The 15,237-nt window shown below is 31.2% G+C and carries 14 protein-coding genes and 1 pseudogene; 6 read left to right on the top strand and 9 right to left on the bottom strand.

All coding sequences use genetic code 11. The features are described from left to right. Positions 1-6: 6 nt before the first annotated feature. Entirely contained in the window at positions 7-1,089 is a 1,083-nt protein-coding gene (locus tag BWZ22_RS12845; protein ID WP_076700576.1) for an amidohydrolase family protein, read from the top strand. Beyond that, positions 1,089-1,730 carry an O-methyltransferase gene (locus BWZ22_RS12840; protein ID WP_076700575.1) on the top strand — a complete coding sequence of 214 codons (642 nt, stop codon included), beginning with the start codon at positions 1,089-1,091 and terminating at the stop codon, positions 1,728-1,730. The genes BWZ22_RS12845 and BWZ22_RS12840 overlap by 1 nt, the downstream gene beginning before the upstream one ends. A gap of 1 nt (position 1,731) precedes the next feature. Here the strand turns inward: BWZ22_RS12840 and BWZ22_RS12835 are convergent, their stop codons facing one another. Then, positions 1,732-3,837 carry a response regulator gene (locus BWZ22_RS12835; RefSeq protein WP_157607967.1) on the bottom strand — a complete coding sequence of 702 codons (2,106 nt, stop codon included), beginning with the start codon at positions 3,835-3,837 and terminating at the stop codon, positions 1,732-1,734. A gap of 51 nt (positions 3,838-3,888) precedes the next feature. Between BWZ22_RS12835 and BWZ22_RS12830 the strand changes: the two genes are divergently transcribed. Together BWZ22_RS12830 and BWZ22_RS12825 are read left to right on the top strand one after the other, a co-directional pair. Further along, positions 3,889-4,272 (top strand): hypothetical protein, encoded by a 384-nt coding sequence (locus BWZ22_RS12830; RefSeq protein WP_076697215.1) that lies wholly within the window; start codon positions 3,889-3,891, stop codon positions 4,270-4,272. Positions 4,273-4,315: 43 nt separating this feature from the next. Further along, positions 4,316-5,251, top strand: coding sequence for a transposase (locus tag BWZ22_RS12825; protein WP_076697213.1), 936 nt, complete (start codon positions 4,316-4,318; stop codon positions 5,249-5,251). Here the strand turns inward: BWZ22_RS12825 and BWZ22_RS12820 are convergent. The 6 genes and pseudogenes from BWZ22_RS12820 to BWZ22_RS12795 all read right to left on the bottom strand — a co-directional run bounded on the left by BWZ22_RS12820 (position 5,248) and on the right by BWZ22_RS12795 (position 10,537). Further along, positions 5,248-5,478: a hypothetical protein gene (locus BWZ22_RS12820; protein ID WP_157607966.1), complete on the bottom strand. Its 231-nt coding sequence runs from the start codon at positions 5,476-5,478 to the stop codon at positions 5,248-5,250. The genes BWZ22_RS12825 and BWZ22_RS12820 overlap by 4 nt on opposite strands. Positions 5,479-5,624: 146 nt before the next feature. Then, a complete protein-coding gene (locus tag BWZ22_RS12815; protein ID WP_076700567.1) occupies positions 5,625-5,912 on the bottom strand; it encodes a twin-arginine translocase TatA/TatE family subunit in 288 nt (95 codons plus the stop codon). A gap of 66 nt (positions 5,913-5,978) precedes the next feature. Continuing rightward, positions 5,979-8,284 (bottom strand): annotated as a pseudogene (locus BWZ22_RS12810) (M1 family metallopeptidase). Positions 8,285-8,396: 112 nt separating this feature from the next. Then, entirely contained in the window at positions 8,397-8,900 is a 504-nt protein-coding gene (locus BWZ22_RS12805; RefSeq protein ID WP_076700565.1) for a DUF6702 family protein, read from the bottom strand. Between the two features lie 55 nt (positions 8,901-8,955). Next, complete coding sequence (locus BWZ22_RS12800) at positions 8,956-9,747, bottom strand: hypothetical protein (protein WP_076700563.1); 792 nt, start codon at positions 9,745-9,747, stop codon at positions 8,956-8,958. Beyond that, a complete protein-coding gene (locus BWZ22_RS12795) occupies positions 9,734-10,537 on the bottom strand; it encodes a carboxypeptidase-like regulatory domain-containing protein (RefSeq protein WP_076700561.1) in 804 nt (267 codons plus the stop codon). The genes BWZ22_RS12800 and BWZ22_RS12795 overlap by 14 nt, the downstream gene beginning before the upstream one ends. 121 nt (positions 10,538-10,658) lie before the next feature. Between BWZ22_RS12795 and pepE the strand changes: the two genes are divergently transcribed. Next, a complete protein-coding gene (gene pepE / locus BWZ22_RS12790; RefSeq protein WP_076700558.1) occupies positions 10,659-11,372 on the top strand; it encodes a dipeptidase PepE in 714 nt (237 codons plus the stop codon). A gap of 309 nt (positions 11,373-11,681) precedes the next feature. Then, the gene (locus BWZ22_RS12785) at positions 11,682-11,813 is read left to right on the top strand and encodes an SDR family NAD(P)-dependent oxidoreductase (RefSeq protein ID WP_083692471.1); all 132 of its coding nucleotides are present in this window, start codon (positions 11,682-11,684) and stop codon (positions 11,811-11,813) included. Between the two features lie 107 nt (positions 11,814-11,920). Here the strand turns inward: BWZ22_RS12785 and BWZ22_RS12780 are convergent, their stop codons facing one another. Next, the gene (locus tag BWZ22_RS12780; RefSeq protein WP_076700557.1) at positions 11,921-13,243 is read right to left on the bottom strand and encodes a dicarboxylate/amino acid:cation symporter; all 1,323 of its coding nucleotides are present in this window, start codon (positions 13,241-13,243) and stop codon (positions 11,921-11,923) included. Positions 13,244-13,323: 80 nt separating this feature from the next. Continuing rightward, positions 13,324-15,186 carry a M1 family metallopeptidase gene (locus tag BWZ22_RS12775; protein ID WP_198027615.1) on the bottom strand — a complete coding sequence of 621 codons (1,863 nt, stop codon included), beginning with the start codon at positions 15,184-15,186 and terminating at the stop codon, positions 13,324-13,326. Positions 15,187-15,237 lie beyond the last annotated feature (51 nt).

The following is a 15,237-nucleotide window of genomic DNA, read 5'->3' as shown; positions in this document are numbered from 1 at the left end:
AGTTTAATGAAAAAAAAACTTAGAATAAACGGTCATTCGCATTTGCTTCCTTACCCAGAGGAAATACCCGATTATATGCGTGAAAAAGGAATTTTTTGGGTTGATAAAGACAGAAAATATATGCTTCAAAAAGATTGGAGCAGACCTGTAACAGATTCATCATTCTTTTTACACGAAAAACTAGAATGGATGGAGCGTAATAAAATAGACCATGCTGTAGTACTTAATCTTTCGCAACTTTACGGTAATGGTTTACGCGTTGAAGAAATGAAAAAAGCCTTACGCTTTCAAAACGACTTTAATGCGAAAATACAGCATAATTACCCCAGTAAATTTACTTGTGGTTTTGTGGTCCATCCTGGTTTTGTAAGAAGTGCTTGTTGGGAAATTGAACGCTGTGTAGAAGAACATGGTTTACAACTATTATGCTTACCAACACATTATATGGACACCATTGGAACATGGCGTTGTATTTATGATGAAGAAAATGAACCGCTTTTTGAATTGGCTAACAAGTATAATTTAGCAGTAGAAATTCACCCCTATGATGGTGAAAAATTTATTAAGCTAGAAAATACTGCGTGGCGATTTCATTTAATTTGGATGTTAGCGCAATGTGCTGATGCCTATCATTTTTTAACATTAAACGGCTATCAAGAAAAATACCCTAATATGCGCACTTGTTTTGCTCATGGCGGACAACTAGCACAAATTAACTTAGGAAGACGCATTCAAGGGTTTGATGGCAGACCCGATTTATTTGAAGGCAAACACCATCCAAGAAAAGCTGTTGGGCATAAAAATATTTTCTTTGACACCTTAGTACATGATACAGGTGGGTTAGAATTATTAATAAAAAACCATGGCGCTAAACAGGTACTTATGGGACTAGATGACCCCTACCCTTTAGGCGAAATGGAAAGTGACAAACAATCATCTTACCCTGGGAAAATTTTAGATTTGGCAATGAAAAGAAATATTTTAAACCAAGAAGAATATGACGCTATTTGGGAAGATAATGTAATACAATGGCTTTGTGGAGAGAATGAAACCGCTAAAGAAAAACTAATAAATAGAATTTTATCTTAATGCATTTTTTACCTGAAGAATTAGACGCTTATGTTGTAGCTCACTCTGAAAACGAACCAGAGTTATTACAACAATTAACCCGAGAAACGTACCAAAAAATTTTGCAACCACGTATGTTAAGTGGTCATTATCAAGGGCGTTTGTTAAGCATGATTTCTAAATTGGTTAATCCTAAAAATATTTTAGAAATTGGCACTTACACAGGGTATTCTGCTTTGTGTTTAGCTGAAGGCATGCAAAAAAACGGGGTTTTACATACTATTGATGTGAATGAAGAATTGGTTGATTTTCAAAGAAAATATTTTGATAAATCTGATTATGGAAATCAAATTATTCAGCATTTAGGAAATGCTTTAGATATTATACCCAAGCTTGATAAAACATTTGATTTAATTTTTATTGATGCTGATAAAGATAATTACCCCAATTATTATAATATTATTATTGATAAACTAAACCTTGGAGGCATTATTTTATCTGACAATGTGCTTTGGAGCGGCAAAGTAATTGAAGAGCTAAAACCCAATGATACAGCTACTAAAGCTTTACTTGAATATAATAAATTACTAAAGGAAGACTCTAGGTTAGAGACTGTAATTTTACCTATTAGAGATGGTTTAACTATTAGTAGAAAACTGTGATTTAAGAAACATTTTCTAATACATTATTATATTTTTTACTATTTTGAATACTTGCCTGAATCATTTGAAAAAGTTCATTATTATCAAATGGTTTGGTTAATATTCCCGTAAACCCTATGTTATTATAATTCTCTTTAACATAATCAATATCTGCGGCAGTAAGTGCAATTACGGGTATGTTATCATCCTTTTCTCTAATAATTTTTGTTGCTTCAACACCATTCATAATAGGCATATTAATATCCATCAAAATCAAATCAAAATTTTCATTTTCAATAACTTTTATGGCTTCTAACCCATTTTCAACCACTTTACATACGTAATTTTGTTTAATCAATAAGTTTTTAGTTACTATTTGGTTTATTTTATTGTCTTCGGCAATTAAAATCTTATGCTTTTGTTTTAGATTAACTAATTTACCAACCACTTCTTCTGCATCTTCTTCTGACTTTTTCTCATTATCAATTTCTAAATTTAAATCAAAACTAATGGTGGTTCCAACACCTACTTCACTTTGTAGTACAATTTCGCTACCAAAAAGTTCAATTATTTTTTTAGTTATGGAAAGCCCTAAACCAGTTCCTTTGTAATTAGTATTACTCTCTTCATCTAATTGTTGAAATTCTTCAAAAATAGTATTGAATTTATCTTTAGGAATTCCTTTACCTTCATCTTGAATTTCAAAATGTAACCTTACGCTATCATTACTTAAATTTAAAGTCTTAACACGTACGTAAATATAGCTGCTTTCTGTAAATTTAATACTGTTACCTATTAAGTTAATTAATACTTGAGATAGCCTAACACCATCACACTTAATATATTTAGGTACATTATCATCAATGGTAGTAACTATTTTATTATTTGTTTCTTGCAACTTATAATTAAAGGAATTAACATTATTTTTTATTAACTCTCTTAAGTTAATGGTTACATTTTTTAACTCTAATTTTTTAGATTCTATTTTGCCAAATTGTAAAACTTCATTTATTAAATTTAAAAGATAGTCTCCAGAGTATTTTAAAGATTCTAACATTTTATTGTCACTGGCACTTAAATTGTTGTTTTTAAGTAATAGTGAGGTAATACCAACTACACCATAAAGAGGTGTTCTTAGCTCATGTGTAACATTAGATATAAAATTAGATTTTAATTCAGATGATTTTATTGCTTCGTTTTTAGCATATTCTAAAATATTATTTTGCTCTCCTAAAACTTTATTTAGTTTTCTTTTTGCTCTATAAGCTCTTATTAATAAAATTACTGTAATAGCTAATAATATTAGCACCATTGTTATTACAAAATTTGTAGATTGAATTTTATCTGCTTTTTGTACAAGAAGGGCTTTTTCTTTTTCTGCTAATTGTACGTTATTCTTGTAATCTTCTATAAGAAATTTAGATTTAGTAATAGCTTCGTAACTAATTCTTTTATCATTAATGAATTTATTGTTGTATTTATTATGTTCTAACAAAGCTAAATAAGCCTCTTCATTCTTTCCAGATTTGGCATAAGCCTCTGCTAATTTATCATAAACCTTAACAAATTGTTGGTTTATTTTTTCGTGATTTTTCGATTTTATTTTCTTTAAAATTTTAAGTGCTTCTTTAAATTTATTTTGAGCATTATTGTAAAGTTCCTTTTCCAAAAAATAAACACCATATAGATAATTAAATTCACTTAAATATGAGGTTTTTAATTTTTTATTAGTATCAATTATTTTACCTAATTTTAATAAGTTCATTAAAGCTTTATCTAATTCTGATTTATTAAGATATAATTCACAAAGGTTAATTCTAGATTTTAATAAAATAGATTCAAATTGTATTTTATCATATTCATTCATTCCTAGATAATTACTAGTTGAAATATATGCCAAGGCTTTTTCTAAATGATGTAATGCTGTTTCTGAAGCGCCTACTTCTTTTTCAAACTCACCTAGACTTAAGTAAGCTTTGGCAATTAAACTCATATCTTTAGAGTTTTTTGCTGCCTCTAACATTTCTAAATAGCTAGTTTTAGCATTGGTAAATTCATGCATGAGACAATATATATTACCTAAACTATAACTAGAAATAGCTTTACCATAATCATGGATCAATCTCAAAAGTTGGGTCTAAAGAGAAAAATAATTTTCTTTGTACTTTAAATTATATTGATGAATAAAGACACTGAGTTATCCTTGTTAAGTTTAATATTACCAGAAGGAATATTAGAGTATTTTGATATTGTTGGATTCGATAAGAAGCCTATAAAGCATGTTTTATATGAGAACCGTCTAACGATATATTTGGAGGAGAAAAAACAAATACCATCTAAGTACAAGGATTGCAAGTATAAAGCCAGTGGCTTCATGGAGCCTCGAATAATCGAGGATTATCCCGTTCGAGACAATCTACTATCATTAAATCTTAAACGAAGGCGTTGGGACGTTCTACTTGATAAAAAGAGGATTAAAGTAAGTCGTGAATGGGATGAATTTATTGCACAGGGAACTCGAATATCAAAAGAGTTTGCTGCTTTTTTAAAAGAAATCGACTGATAATACTGCTCTGAGCAGCCAACAACTTGGGCACCAGTATGGTATGTCCGGAAAAAGGCTTCAAAGACATTATAAGGATCACTTAAGTGATTTTAAGCAATGGGAGCATAAGAGTCATGCTAAACAGTGGCTTGTTTTCCCTGAAAACTTAGGTTCTTATTTATCCATTGATGAGACAGCGCTGTCCAAGGGAGAGCTCTATACCATCATTACCAATAAGAAGGCCAAAGGAAAGAAAGGGGCTTTAGTTGGGATATTCCACGGAACTAAAGTGGAGCCTATTATCGAACAACTCTTGAAGATCCCAGCAAAGAAGCGTGCTAAAGTGAAAGAGATTACCTTAGACATGGCTAACTCTATGAAAACAATCTCCACTAAATGTTTCCCGAAAGCCATCCAAGTAACAGACAGGTTCCATGTACAGAAGCTGGCAATAGAGGCGCTCCAAGATCTTCGTATCAAATACCGATGGGAAGCTTTGGATCAAGAAAATGAACAGATAAAGCTATCTAGAGCTGCCGACAAAGAATTTAAACCTGTAACTTTTTCTAATGGTGATAGCTCAAAACAACTCCTGGCCAGGAGTAGATATCTACTGTATAAATCCCCAGATAAATGGACTCCAAATCAGAAAGAGAGGGGACAGATATTGTTTAATGAATACCCAGAATTAAAGAAAGCTTATGGACTTGTTCAAGGCTTGAGGAATATTTTTAACCAAGCCATAGATATTAAAGTAGCTTACACCAAACTAGCCCACTGGTACAAAGATGTAGAGGAGTCAGGATTTAAGAGCTTCCAAACGGTAGCCAATAGTATTACTTTAAATTACCGCTCTGTACTCAACTATTTTATAAACAGAAGTACTAATGCTTCAGCTGAATCCTTTAATGCCAAAGTAAAGGCTTTTAGATCTCAATTTAGGGGAGTCAGGAATACGGAATACTTCTTATATCGCTTGATTAAATTATATTCTTAAAATGGTAAAAACCCAGATTTTGGACTTGATCCATAATCATCATCAATGGAGTCTGATAATTTTTTAGCTTTATTAAACTCTTTAAAAGAATCTAGTATTTGTTGATTGGAATAGTGTGAAATAGCTTTTGAATTAATACTGTCAATTCTTTTGACAATATCTCTTTCACTTTGACCAAAGGCCATAACAGTGCATGCAAGAAAACATGCTAATATCTTCGGTTTCATTAGGCTAAGTATTTAAGATTTGGTAATTATAAATTTATATGCCTCGAACCTGTTGAAAGAAAATAATCGTTTATAGGTCTTAAAATTCGCTAAAATACATGCAAACCTGACAAAGCGTATGACTTACTGTATGAAAAGTAGGCGTGTTATAATTTACGCTTTACAGAACCGGTAAAATCTTCTAAATCGTCTTTTACCTTATCTAATTCTTTTTTTACATCATTAGTTATACTGGTATCTATACCGTGGTTTTCTGCAGTTTTAGTAATCTCATGCTTTATGTCGTTTGTAGCATCTTTAAGCACGCGCATACCTTTACCTAAACCACGAGCAATTTCTGGTAATTTATCTGCGCCAAAAACCATAATAACTATAAAGAGTATAAAAGTTATTTCTGCGCCGCTTATAAATAAAAATGTAGGTCGATATATCACAGTACAAATATAGTGAGTTGTTTATAGAATAAAAAAGCCTACTTAAAAAAGTAGACTTTTATTATGTTATTGTTTTACTTTACTTTTAAATTTATCAAATTCACTTTGTTGTTCTTTTCTTGGCCAGTAGTTGTTGCTGGTATCAATATCGGCAGTTTGTAAATTTGGGTCTATAACAATACTAACTATTTCTTTTTCGGATGCAATAGCTTTTGAAACCTCTCTATCATTTTTTCTCCATATTTGAGCTGGATATTTTTCGGTTTTTTTGGTGCCATCTGCATAGGTATATTCAACAATAATTGGCATTACTAAACCTCCTGGTTTTTCAAAAGTAATATTATAAAAGAATTTAGGTGTTTTAATTTGCCTTTGTTCTGCTGGTGTAAAGTTATCCATAATATACTCTTTGAGAGGTATTGAATTTTCTAACAACGATTTAGTTTTCATGTTTTCTGAATAATCTTCACTTCCTTCTTCAACAAAATATACTAATGGAGGTAAATCATTAATATTTCCGCCTCTTTGGTTTACTAAATCTTTAATAAAGCTATTTGGTTTAGATGATACGTATAATTTCTTTACGTCTTTTACACCTATATCTACCCAATCTGTAGTGTAAAACCAACCTCTCCAGAACCAATCTAAATCTACTGCCGAGGCATCTTCCATTGTTCTAAAGAAATCTTCTGGTGTTGGGTGCTTAAACATCCATCTATTAGCATATTCTTTAAAAGCATAATCAAATAATTCATGCCCCATAACTACTTCGCGTAAAATATTTAAAGCAGTTGCTGGTTTTCCGTAGGCATTATTCCCAAATTGGTATGTGTTTAAACCTTTGGTCATTATAGGAGCCATATAATCTTGATTTCCTCTCATATAAGGTACAATTAAATGAGCTGGACCTCTATCTGATGGAAATTTATCATGCTGTGGTGATAATGCTTCGGGATATTTTTCTCCAAAATCTTGTTGAGCTAAATATTCTAAGAATGTATTTAAACCTTCATCCATCCATGTCCATTGACGTTCATCGCTATTCACAATCATTGGGAAAAAGTTATGTCCTACTTCATGAATAATAACGCCCATCATACCGTATTTTACGCGGTCACTGTATGTACCATCTTCTTTTGGCCTACCATAATTCCAACAAATCATTGGGTACTCCATACCTTGTTGTTTTGCGTGTACAGAAACTGCTTTATGGTATGGATAGTCAAAGGTCATTCTAGAATAAGTTTGTAAAGTACTAGCAACAGCTTTTGTAGACCATTCTTCCCAAAGCGGATTTCCTTCTTTAGGGTAAAGAGATACAGCCATGACATCTTTATCTCCAATTTTAACCGCCATCATATCCCAAATAAATTTACGTGAGGTAGCAAAACCAAAGTCTCTAACATTTTCTGCTTTAAATTTCCAAGTTTTTGTTTGTTTAGAAAATCCTTTTTCTGCAGCTTCTGCTTCTTCTTGGGTTACAATAAAAACTGGTTTTCTATATGATTTTTTTGCAGCTTCATAGCGTTTCATCATTTCTTTAGTGAAAACTTCTTTTCTATTTATAAGTTTTCCTGTGGCTTCCATAACATGATCTGCAGGAACGGTAATATCAACTTCATAATCTCCAAATGGCAATGCAAATTCATCACGCCCCAGAATTGAGAGTTTTGCCAACCTTCTACATCATTATATACTGCCATTCTTGGGAAAAACTGGGCTATTACATAGGCTCTATTTCCATCTTTTGGAAAATACTCATAACCAGAACGTCCGTTTTCTTTTACATGATCATTTATATTATACCACCACCTAATTGAAAAAGTAAATTTATCACCTGTTTCAAGTGGGCTTGGTAACTCAACCCGCATCATGGTTCTGTTTATTGTATATGGTAGGGGCTTATCGTTAGCATCTACTACCTTTTGTATGTTAAAACCTCTTTCTAAAGGTTTTTTCATGAACTTAGAGGCAAATTCATTTGGTCTCATTACAGGCCTCACATTACTTTCTTCTATTGAGGGTGATTTAGAATCTTTAGCCCTTACATTTTGATCTAATTGCACCCAAAGGTATTTTAATTGGTCTGGAGAGTTATTAGTATAAGTAATAGTTTCATAACCAGCAATTCTAGCATTTTTATCGTCTAAAACAATATCCATTTTGTAATCTGCTTGTTGTTGATAATAGGCGCTACCTGGAGCTCCTGATGCAGATCTATACATATTCGGTGTTGCAAACTCATCATACAACTGCTTAAATTTGTTATTGTTGGTATGCCCTGTTTTAACTTGTTCTTTTTCCTGAGCCTGGGCAAAAACAGCTGTAGACAGAAAAACTACAGACAATAAATAATACTTTAGTCTTTTCATTACTGAATTTTATGTTTTTTACTAGAAAAAGGTTACTATTTAAAACAATAAACCTTTTCTTTATTTAAAAAGTGAACGAAATTAAGGATTTTAAGTAAAGTTTAACGCGTTTTTAATTAAAATTTAACACCACCGTATCGTTCTGAGACACTAAAATGAAACTCTTTTGTTTAGAGTTTATATTAGTTTTTATAATGTTTTGTTGGTCATCAAACATATCAAACAAAACTTTGTTGCTTATTTCAAAAGAGGTTATGTTTTCTATATTTTTAATTTCAAGATAACATTTTACTATATCTAAATTGTACTCTTTACCAACAAAATTAAAATTAGTTTCCGCTCCGTTAACCTTTATTTTTATTTTATTTCTCAAGTATTTTTCAATATACTTATTGGTTTCTTTAACGTATTGAGGGTCATCAATAATTATAGAATCATTGTACCTTTTACGTAGTACATTTTCTAAATCATCAATAAAAATTCTTGAGATGATTTGTATTGATTTTTCTTCTTTTACATACTCTATTTGAGTAACACTAATGTAATATTTATGAATATTTGTAAATGCAATTAAAGGAATTATTAAAAAGAAAAGAAATGGTTTAAAACGCTGCATTTATTAATTTTTTGCTAATGTAAACAGATTTTCAAAAAGTGTTCCAAAAAAAAGATTAATCATCAGTAGATTGAAGGTTTTTCTTGTATTGATGTAATTTTTCTTTTAAATATTGAAATACTTCTAAATCTGATTTCCCTTTGCATCGGTTAGTAAAATTTGGATCTTCTTGACAGAAATAGAAAAAATCTGCTCTTAATGTTTCTCCTAAAGGGTAATTAATAAAAAAATCTTCTGGTATTTGTGATTTCACTTTTCTTAACAAATCTTCTTGTGCTTCTAACTCTACCCTTTGTTTAAGTTTTTTTGTTCTACCTGTAATGGCATTAATTATTGGTAATATTGAAACCGAACCAGCAAAACCAACTGATGGGTTAAAACTTGATGCTTCGTCTAACCGCCTTTCACTTTGTGTTGCGGGTTTACCAGTATAACCAGGAATGCCAACATCATAAAAATTGATAGGTGTGTCTGTTTCTGCATTTTCTATATCAGATAATAAATCGCCTGTAAGCACTTTACCTACTACTACTTCATCTAGTTCATTTACCTGTTCATCTAATTGAATTAACATAGTTTTTGAGACAATTACCCCTTTTGAAACAACTACGTTTTTAATTCCCTGTTGAATAGATGAAAATTGAAGTGTATCATTAACTTTTGCTGTTATTTTAAAACTTCCGCCTTTGTTTGTTATAGTAAAGGTTTGGGCTGTTTTATTAATTACATGAATATTTTCTACATCTGTTTTGCTAATAACCTTTCCTTCAATTTCAACAGATTGGGAAAATGTTACATTGAAAACAAACAGACAAAAGAAAAGTAAAAAACAATTACTCTTTTGCATCCTTATCTTTTAAAAACTGCTGACTTTTTTCATATAAGAACTGCAAGCACTTAATTTCATTTCCTTTTTTTAGAAGTTCTTTATCAAGATCATGCCCCTCTACATAAGCTACAAATTTTTCTACATCTTCTAAAGGAATTTCAAACACCTTACTTATATATTCATGCGAATAAATATCAACCAATTCAATGGGTTTCTCAAACGTAAAACTTTCAGGATTTTTATATTTTTTATCTTTTGCTCCAAATATTAATTTAGAAATTTTCTTTAAATCAAATCCGTTGTATAATTCACCTTTACTTATTCTAGACTTTAAATCGGCTTCAACCACTTTAGCATCATATTTTTTATCATCATAATATTCAAAATCTACATTCATACTTCCCATATCTAACAAAATAGGTTTTAAATAATTAACGTTAGCAATATCTGTAGCAATATTTCCAGAAAGCCCCGAAGAGATTAAAACAGCATCTAATTTGTTAATATGTTCAACTAAATGAATTTTTAGTTTCTTTGAGTTTATTACATCTTCAGTAATAGTAATAGAAATAGCTTTAAATTGAAGTGCCGATATTTGAATGATATCATTAAGAGCTACTTCCATAGTAAACTCTCCTTTTTTATCTGTAATAGTTCCTATAGCCGTAGAAGTATTAAAAACGGTTACACCTTCTACATCATTAGCTTTGGCATAAATTTTTCCTTGAACTTCTACTCTATTTATATCTTGTGCTTCAACAAAAAAAGTGATTAACAATAAACTGGATAAAAAAATTACTGTCTTCATAAGGTTTGGTTTGAATTATAAAGTTCGGTTTATTATCTTAATTATATTTAAAAATGGTTCTAAACTTTTGTTAAATCATAGAAATAGCTAGTTTTACTAAACACTTAATTTTATAAAACAAATGAAAAACATTCTTATTGCTAGTACCTCAACCATTCACGGCAGTAGTTACTTAGAATATATTTTAGATGAACTAGCCATTTTCTTTAAAGATACTGAAGAAATTTTATTTATCCCATATGCAAGACCAAGTGGTATTTCTCATGATGATTACACAAAAACAGCTCAAAATGCCTTTCAAAAAATAAACAAGGAAGTAAAAGGTATTCACACATATGATAACCCCGCTGAAGCTGTAAAACAAGCTAAAGGTATTTTTGTAGGTGGCGGCAATACCTTTGTTTTAACTAATAAGCTTTATAAAAATAATTTAATTAATGCTTTACAAAAGGCTGTAAATAATGGCACACCTTATTTAGGCACTAGTGCGGGCAGTAATATTTGTGGATTAACTATTAAAACAACTAACGATATGCCTATTGTATATCCGCCAAGTTTTGATGCTTTAAAATTAGTTCCTTTTAATATTAACCCACATTATTTAGACCCAGATAGCAATAGTAAACACATGGGAGAAACTCGAGAAACTAGGATAAAAGAGTTTCATTATTTTAACACTCCTCCTGTTGTTGGCTTAAGAGAAGGTAGTTGGTTACATGTAAAAAACGATTCTATTGTTTTAAAAGGAAAACTAACAGCAAGAATTTTTAAGGTAAACGAACCTCCTTATGAAATTGAACCTGGCACAGAACTAAATAACTTTGAATTGTCCTAAAATAAATTGTAATAGTTAAGATTTAATCTGACAATTTTAAATAAATTAGTAATATTAAAATTAGTTAAAATGAATCAAGAAGAAAAGATTTTAAAGCCAATGCTTAGAGTTGGTTATTTTTGTGTAACTCTTCTTTGATTTAACAAATAAGGATGCTGAGCGTAAATAATCAAATAGGACATCTCTACCTATTATGTGACTTGTGATTGAAAGTCTTCTTTTAATAAAAAATATATCTTTCGTGTACCTATTACAAGCGTCTCCTATTTATAACGAAAAAAAGCAAAGAAGAAGGTTAAAAATCTTACTATAGAAATACTCTCTTTAAATGTAACAAAATTAGATTCAATAAAATCAGTCGTTAAGACAATTATAGAAAAATATGGAAAAATAGATGTATTAGTCAATAACGCTGGAGCCGGATTTGGAAAAACTATGTAGAATTCCCCTTTTTAGGATACCTTAAAGATACAGTCTTAGAATCATTTTCAGTAGTATCTTCAACTTTCACTTCAAACTGAAAAGTGTACTGCATTGCATTGGGTATATTATTTATTTTTTAATGCGTCATCCCAATTTCTAATTTTTGGTTTACCCAATTTCCCTACAGATTTAGCCACTAACATAGACACCGTGGCATCCCCAGTTACATTAACTACAGTACGACACATATCTAACGGACGATCTACGGCAAAAATTAAAGCTAAACCAATAGCTAATTTATCCGAAGGAAAACCTATAGCTTCCAAAACAATTACCAGCATCACCATACCAGCACCAGGAACAGCAGCAGAGCCTATAGACGCTAATAAAGCAGTAAACACAATGGTTAATTGATCTGCAAATGTTAAATCAAAACCCAATGCCTGTGAAATAAATACAGCGGCTACACCTTGATATAAACTTGTACCGTCCATGTTAACCGTAGCACCAACAGGTAAAACAAAACTTGAAACCTCGGCATCTACTCCAATATGTTCTTCAACTCGCTCCATAGTTACTGGAAGCGTTGCTGCACTAGAACTTGTTGAAAAAGCTAATAACTGTGCTGGGCTTAACTTTGATAAAAATTTTACCGGACTATAACCTGTAAATAAAGATATCATAATACAATAAAAAACAATCATTAATGAAAGCCCTAAGAAAACCACACCCGCGTATTTTAACAGCGCTATCAACAAATCTGGATCGCTAGACGACACAACAACATTTGCAAGTAACGCAAATACCGCTATTGGGGCTGTTAGCATAATTAAATCGACCATTTTTAAAACGGCTTCATTTAAAGAATCGAAAAAGTTTTTTAAAGGTTTTCCTTTTTCCTCCCCTATAAGTAAAATGGAGATTCCTAAGAAAATAGTAAAAAAGATAACCTGTAACATTAAGCCATTATCACTCATAGCAAAAATAGCATTATCTGGCACAATGTCTTCTAAAAAATGTAATGGTCCTCTTTCTTTCTGCATAGAGGCCTCTGCTAATTTGGAGGTTACACCGCTATCACTAGAATATGCTTCTATTAGTTTATCTATAGTTTCTTTCGGAATTCCCTTTCCAGGCTGCGCTATATTTACTATTAACAAGCCAATGCTAATTGCTACCAATGTAGTTATGGTATAAATTATTATGGTACGAAGTCCAATACTTTTAAACTTAGAGATATCTTTTAAATCGGAAACACCTTTTACTAAGGACGCCAATATGAGAGGAATGGCTATTAATTTTAAAAGTTTCACAAAAATATTCCCAATAGGCTGTATCCAGTCTAAAACAAATTCTTGCCCCCACGCCACTTGAGTCATCCCGAAACCGAATAGGATTCCAGCAATCATCCCAATTAATATTTGCCAATGCAATTCTAGTTTTTTCATATGATACGTAGTATGGATTTGTTTTTAAAGCAGGTCTTTTTTTACTTTTGATAAAGACGTAATAACACCATAAAAACGCTCTATTTTTTTATTTCTATTAAGTTATTGGTGGTATTAACATCTGGAAATGAATCTGAAATTAACTCTACAGAAATCAAACCTTCCACATTTACAATCTCTATAAATACGCTAGACTTTCCTGATGACCAAATTTCTGGTGTTTTATTAATGATAGCGGTTTTATTATTGGCATAAGTTAATTTTAAAGACACGGGTACAGGCAAGCCGCCTACATTTTCTAATACAACTTTTGAACCTTCTATTTTTTTTAACCCCAAATCGGCATAACCATATTCAAAAACCCACTTTTTCCAAAACCAATTTAAATTTTCACCACTTACATCATTAAAAGTGAACATAAAATCAAAAGGCGTTGGGTGTTTTTCTTTCCATCTGTTTAAATAGGTTTTAAAACACCTTTTAAAACGCTCCTCTCCCAATAGATGTTCTAAAGCTAAATACATAAAAGCAGGTTTACGATACGATTGCTGAAAGTGCATATTTCTAACCACCATATAATTTGACGGACTAAACAAAGGGGGTTCCCATTGCTTGCCCGCACTTCTTTTATAACTTTTTATGGCGCGTTGTAATTCATAATTTTCAAATGCGGTATCCTTATAAAAGTTTTGGCAAAATTTAAAAGTTAAAAAAGTAGCCCAACCTTCTTCCATCCAAGAATATTTTACCTCGTTTATCCCTACCCAATGTGGTAAATAAGTATGTGCTAATTCATGAAACGTCATCAGGTTATTACTTATTTCTCTTTTTGAGAATCCGTTATTTGCCATCATTGGAAATTCCATACCATCAAATTCTGGCACCCCTATAAATGATGTAAAGCTTTGGTATGGGTAAGGAACACCCGGTAATTCATTAGATAAATATTCAATACTTTTTTGTTGAGTATTTAAAAGATCTCTAAGGTTTTTTTCGTCTTTATAACTATAAACAATATTGGAAGACACCTTTTTATCTTCAATTAATGTGGTATTTGCTAGCCAATTAAAATTGTTAGACACTCCAAACCCAAAATCTCTAACTTGTTTTGCTTTAAAATGCCATGTAGATTTTGAATTTCCAATTTCATCTTTAGTATTAGCATTTAAAATACGGGTACTATCTGGGCTGGTTTTTGATAAAATATAGGCTTCATATTCTTGCGGACTCAATACCGCTTCCGCATTTAATAATTCTCCAGTTGCAAATACATAATTTCCTTTTGGCACTTTAATTTTTACATTAAAATTGCCAAAATCGGTATAACATTCTTGGGCGCCTGTATATTCATTTTTATCCCAACCATCAATATCATCATAAACTGCTATTTGAGGGTACCAATAGCCCATAAAAGCGCTTTCTTTATCATAAGCTCCTATTTTATTCACATAAATTAAAGGCATTTCTGTTTCCCAATCCATAGACAATTTTGTAGTAGAATTTGGAGGTATGGGTTTATTATTAAATTCTAATGTTAAAAAGGTGGAATTATAACTCACAGATATATTGCTACTTGGATTCTTTTTTTTGGTAGCGTGAGCCAAATTACTTACCGATGCGTCTATACCTAAATTAACCACCTCATCATTAACCTTTAAGTTTGAAATAACCATGCCATTGGTTAAATTTTCAAGAGGAATTTTATTAGCGCGTACGCCTCCTTTTTTATAATGATTAGGGTACATTTTAATAACAATTTCAGACAAACTATCTGGACTATTATTTGTGTATGATATGGTTTGTTTTCCGTAAATTTTCCAGGTACCGGGAACTATTTCTGCTTCTATAACATAAACACTAGAGTTTTGCCAATAGTTCTCTCCTACATCTCCATTAAACACTCGTGTTTTGTTTTTGTAGGCTTCTTGAAATTCTCGTGGCATATATAATGGCTTAGCCTCTTGACTGTAAACACATAGAGCTAAAAAGAAAAA

Source organism: Seonamhaeicola sp. S2-3, assembly GCF_001971785.1.
Lineage (GTDB): Bacteria > Bacteroidota > Bacteroidia > Flavobacteriales > Flavobacteriaceae > Seonamhaeicola.
Note: the sequence above shows the minus strand (reverse complement) of the source record. Positions and strands in the feature narration are given on the sequence as shown.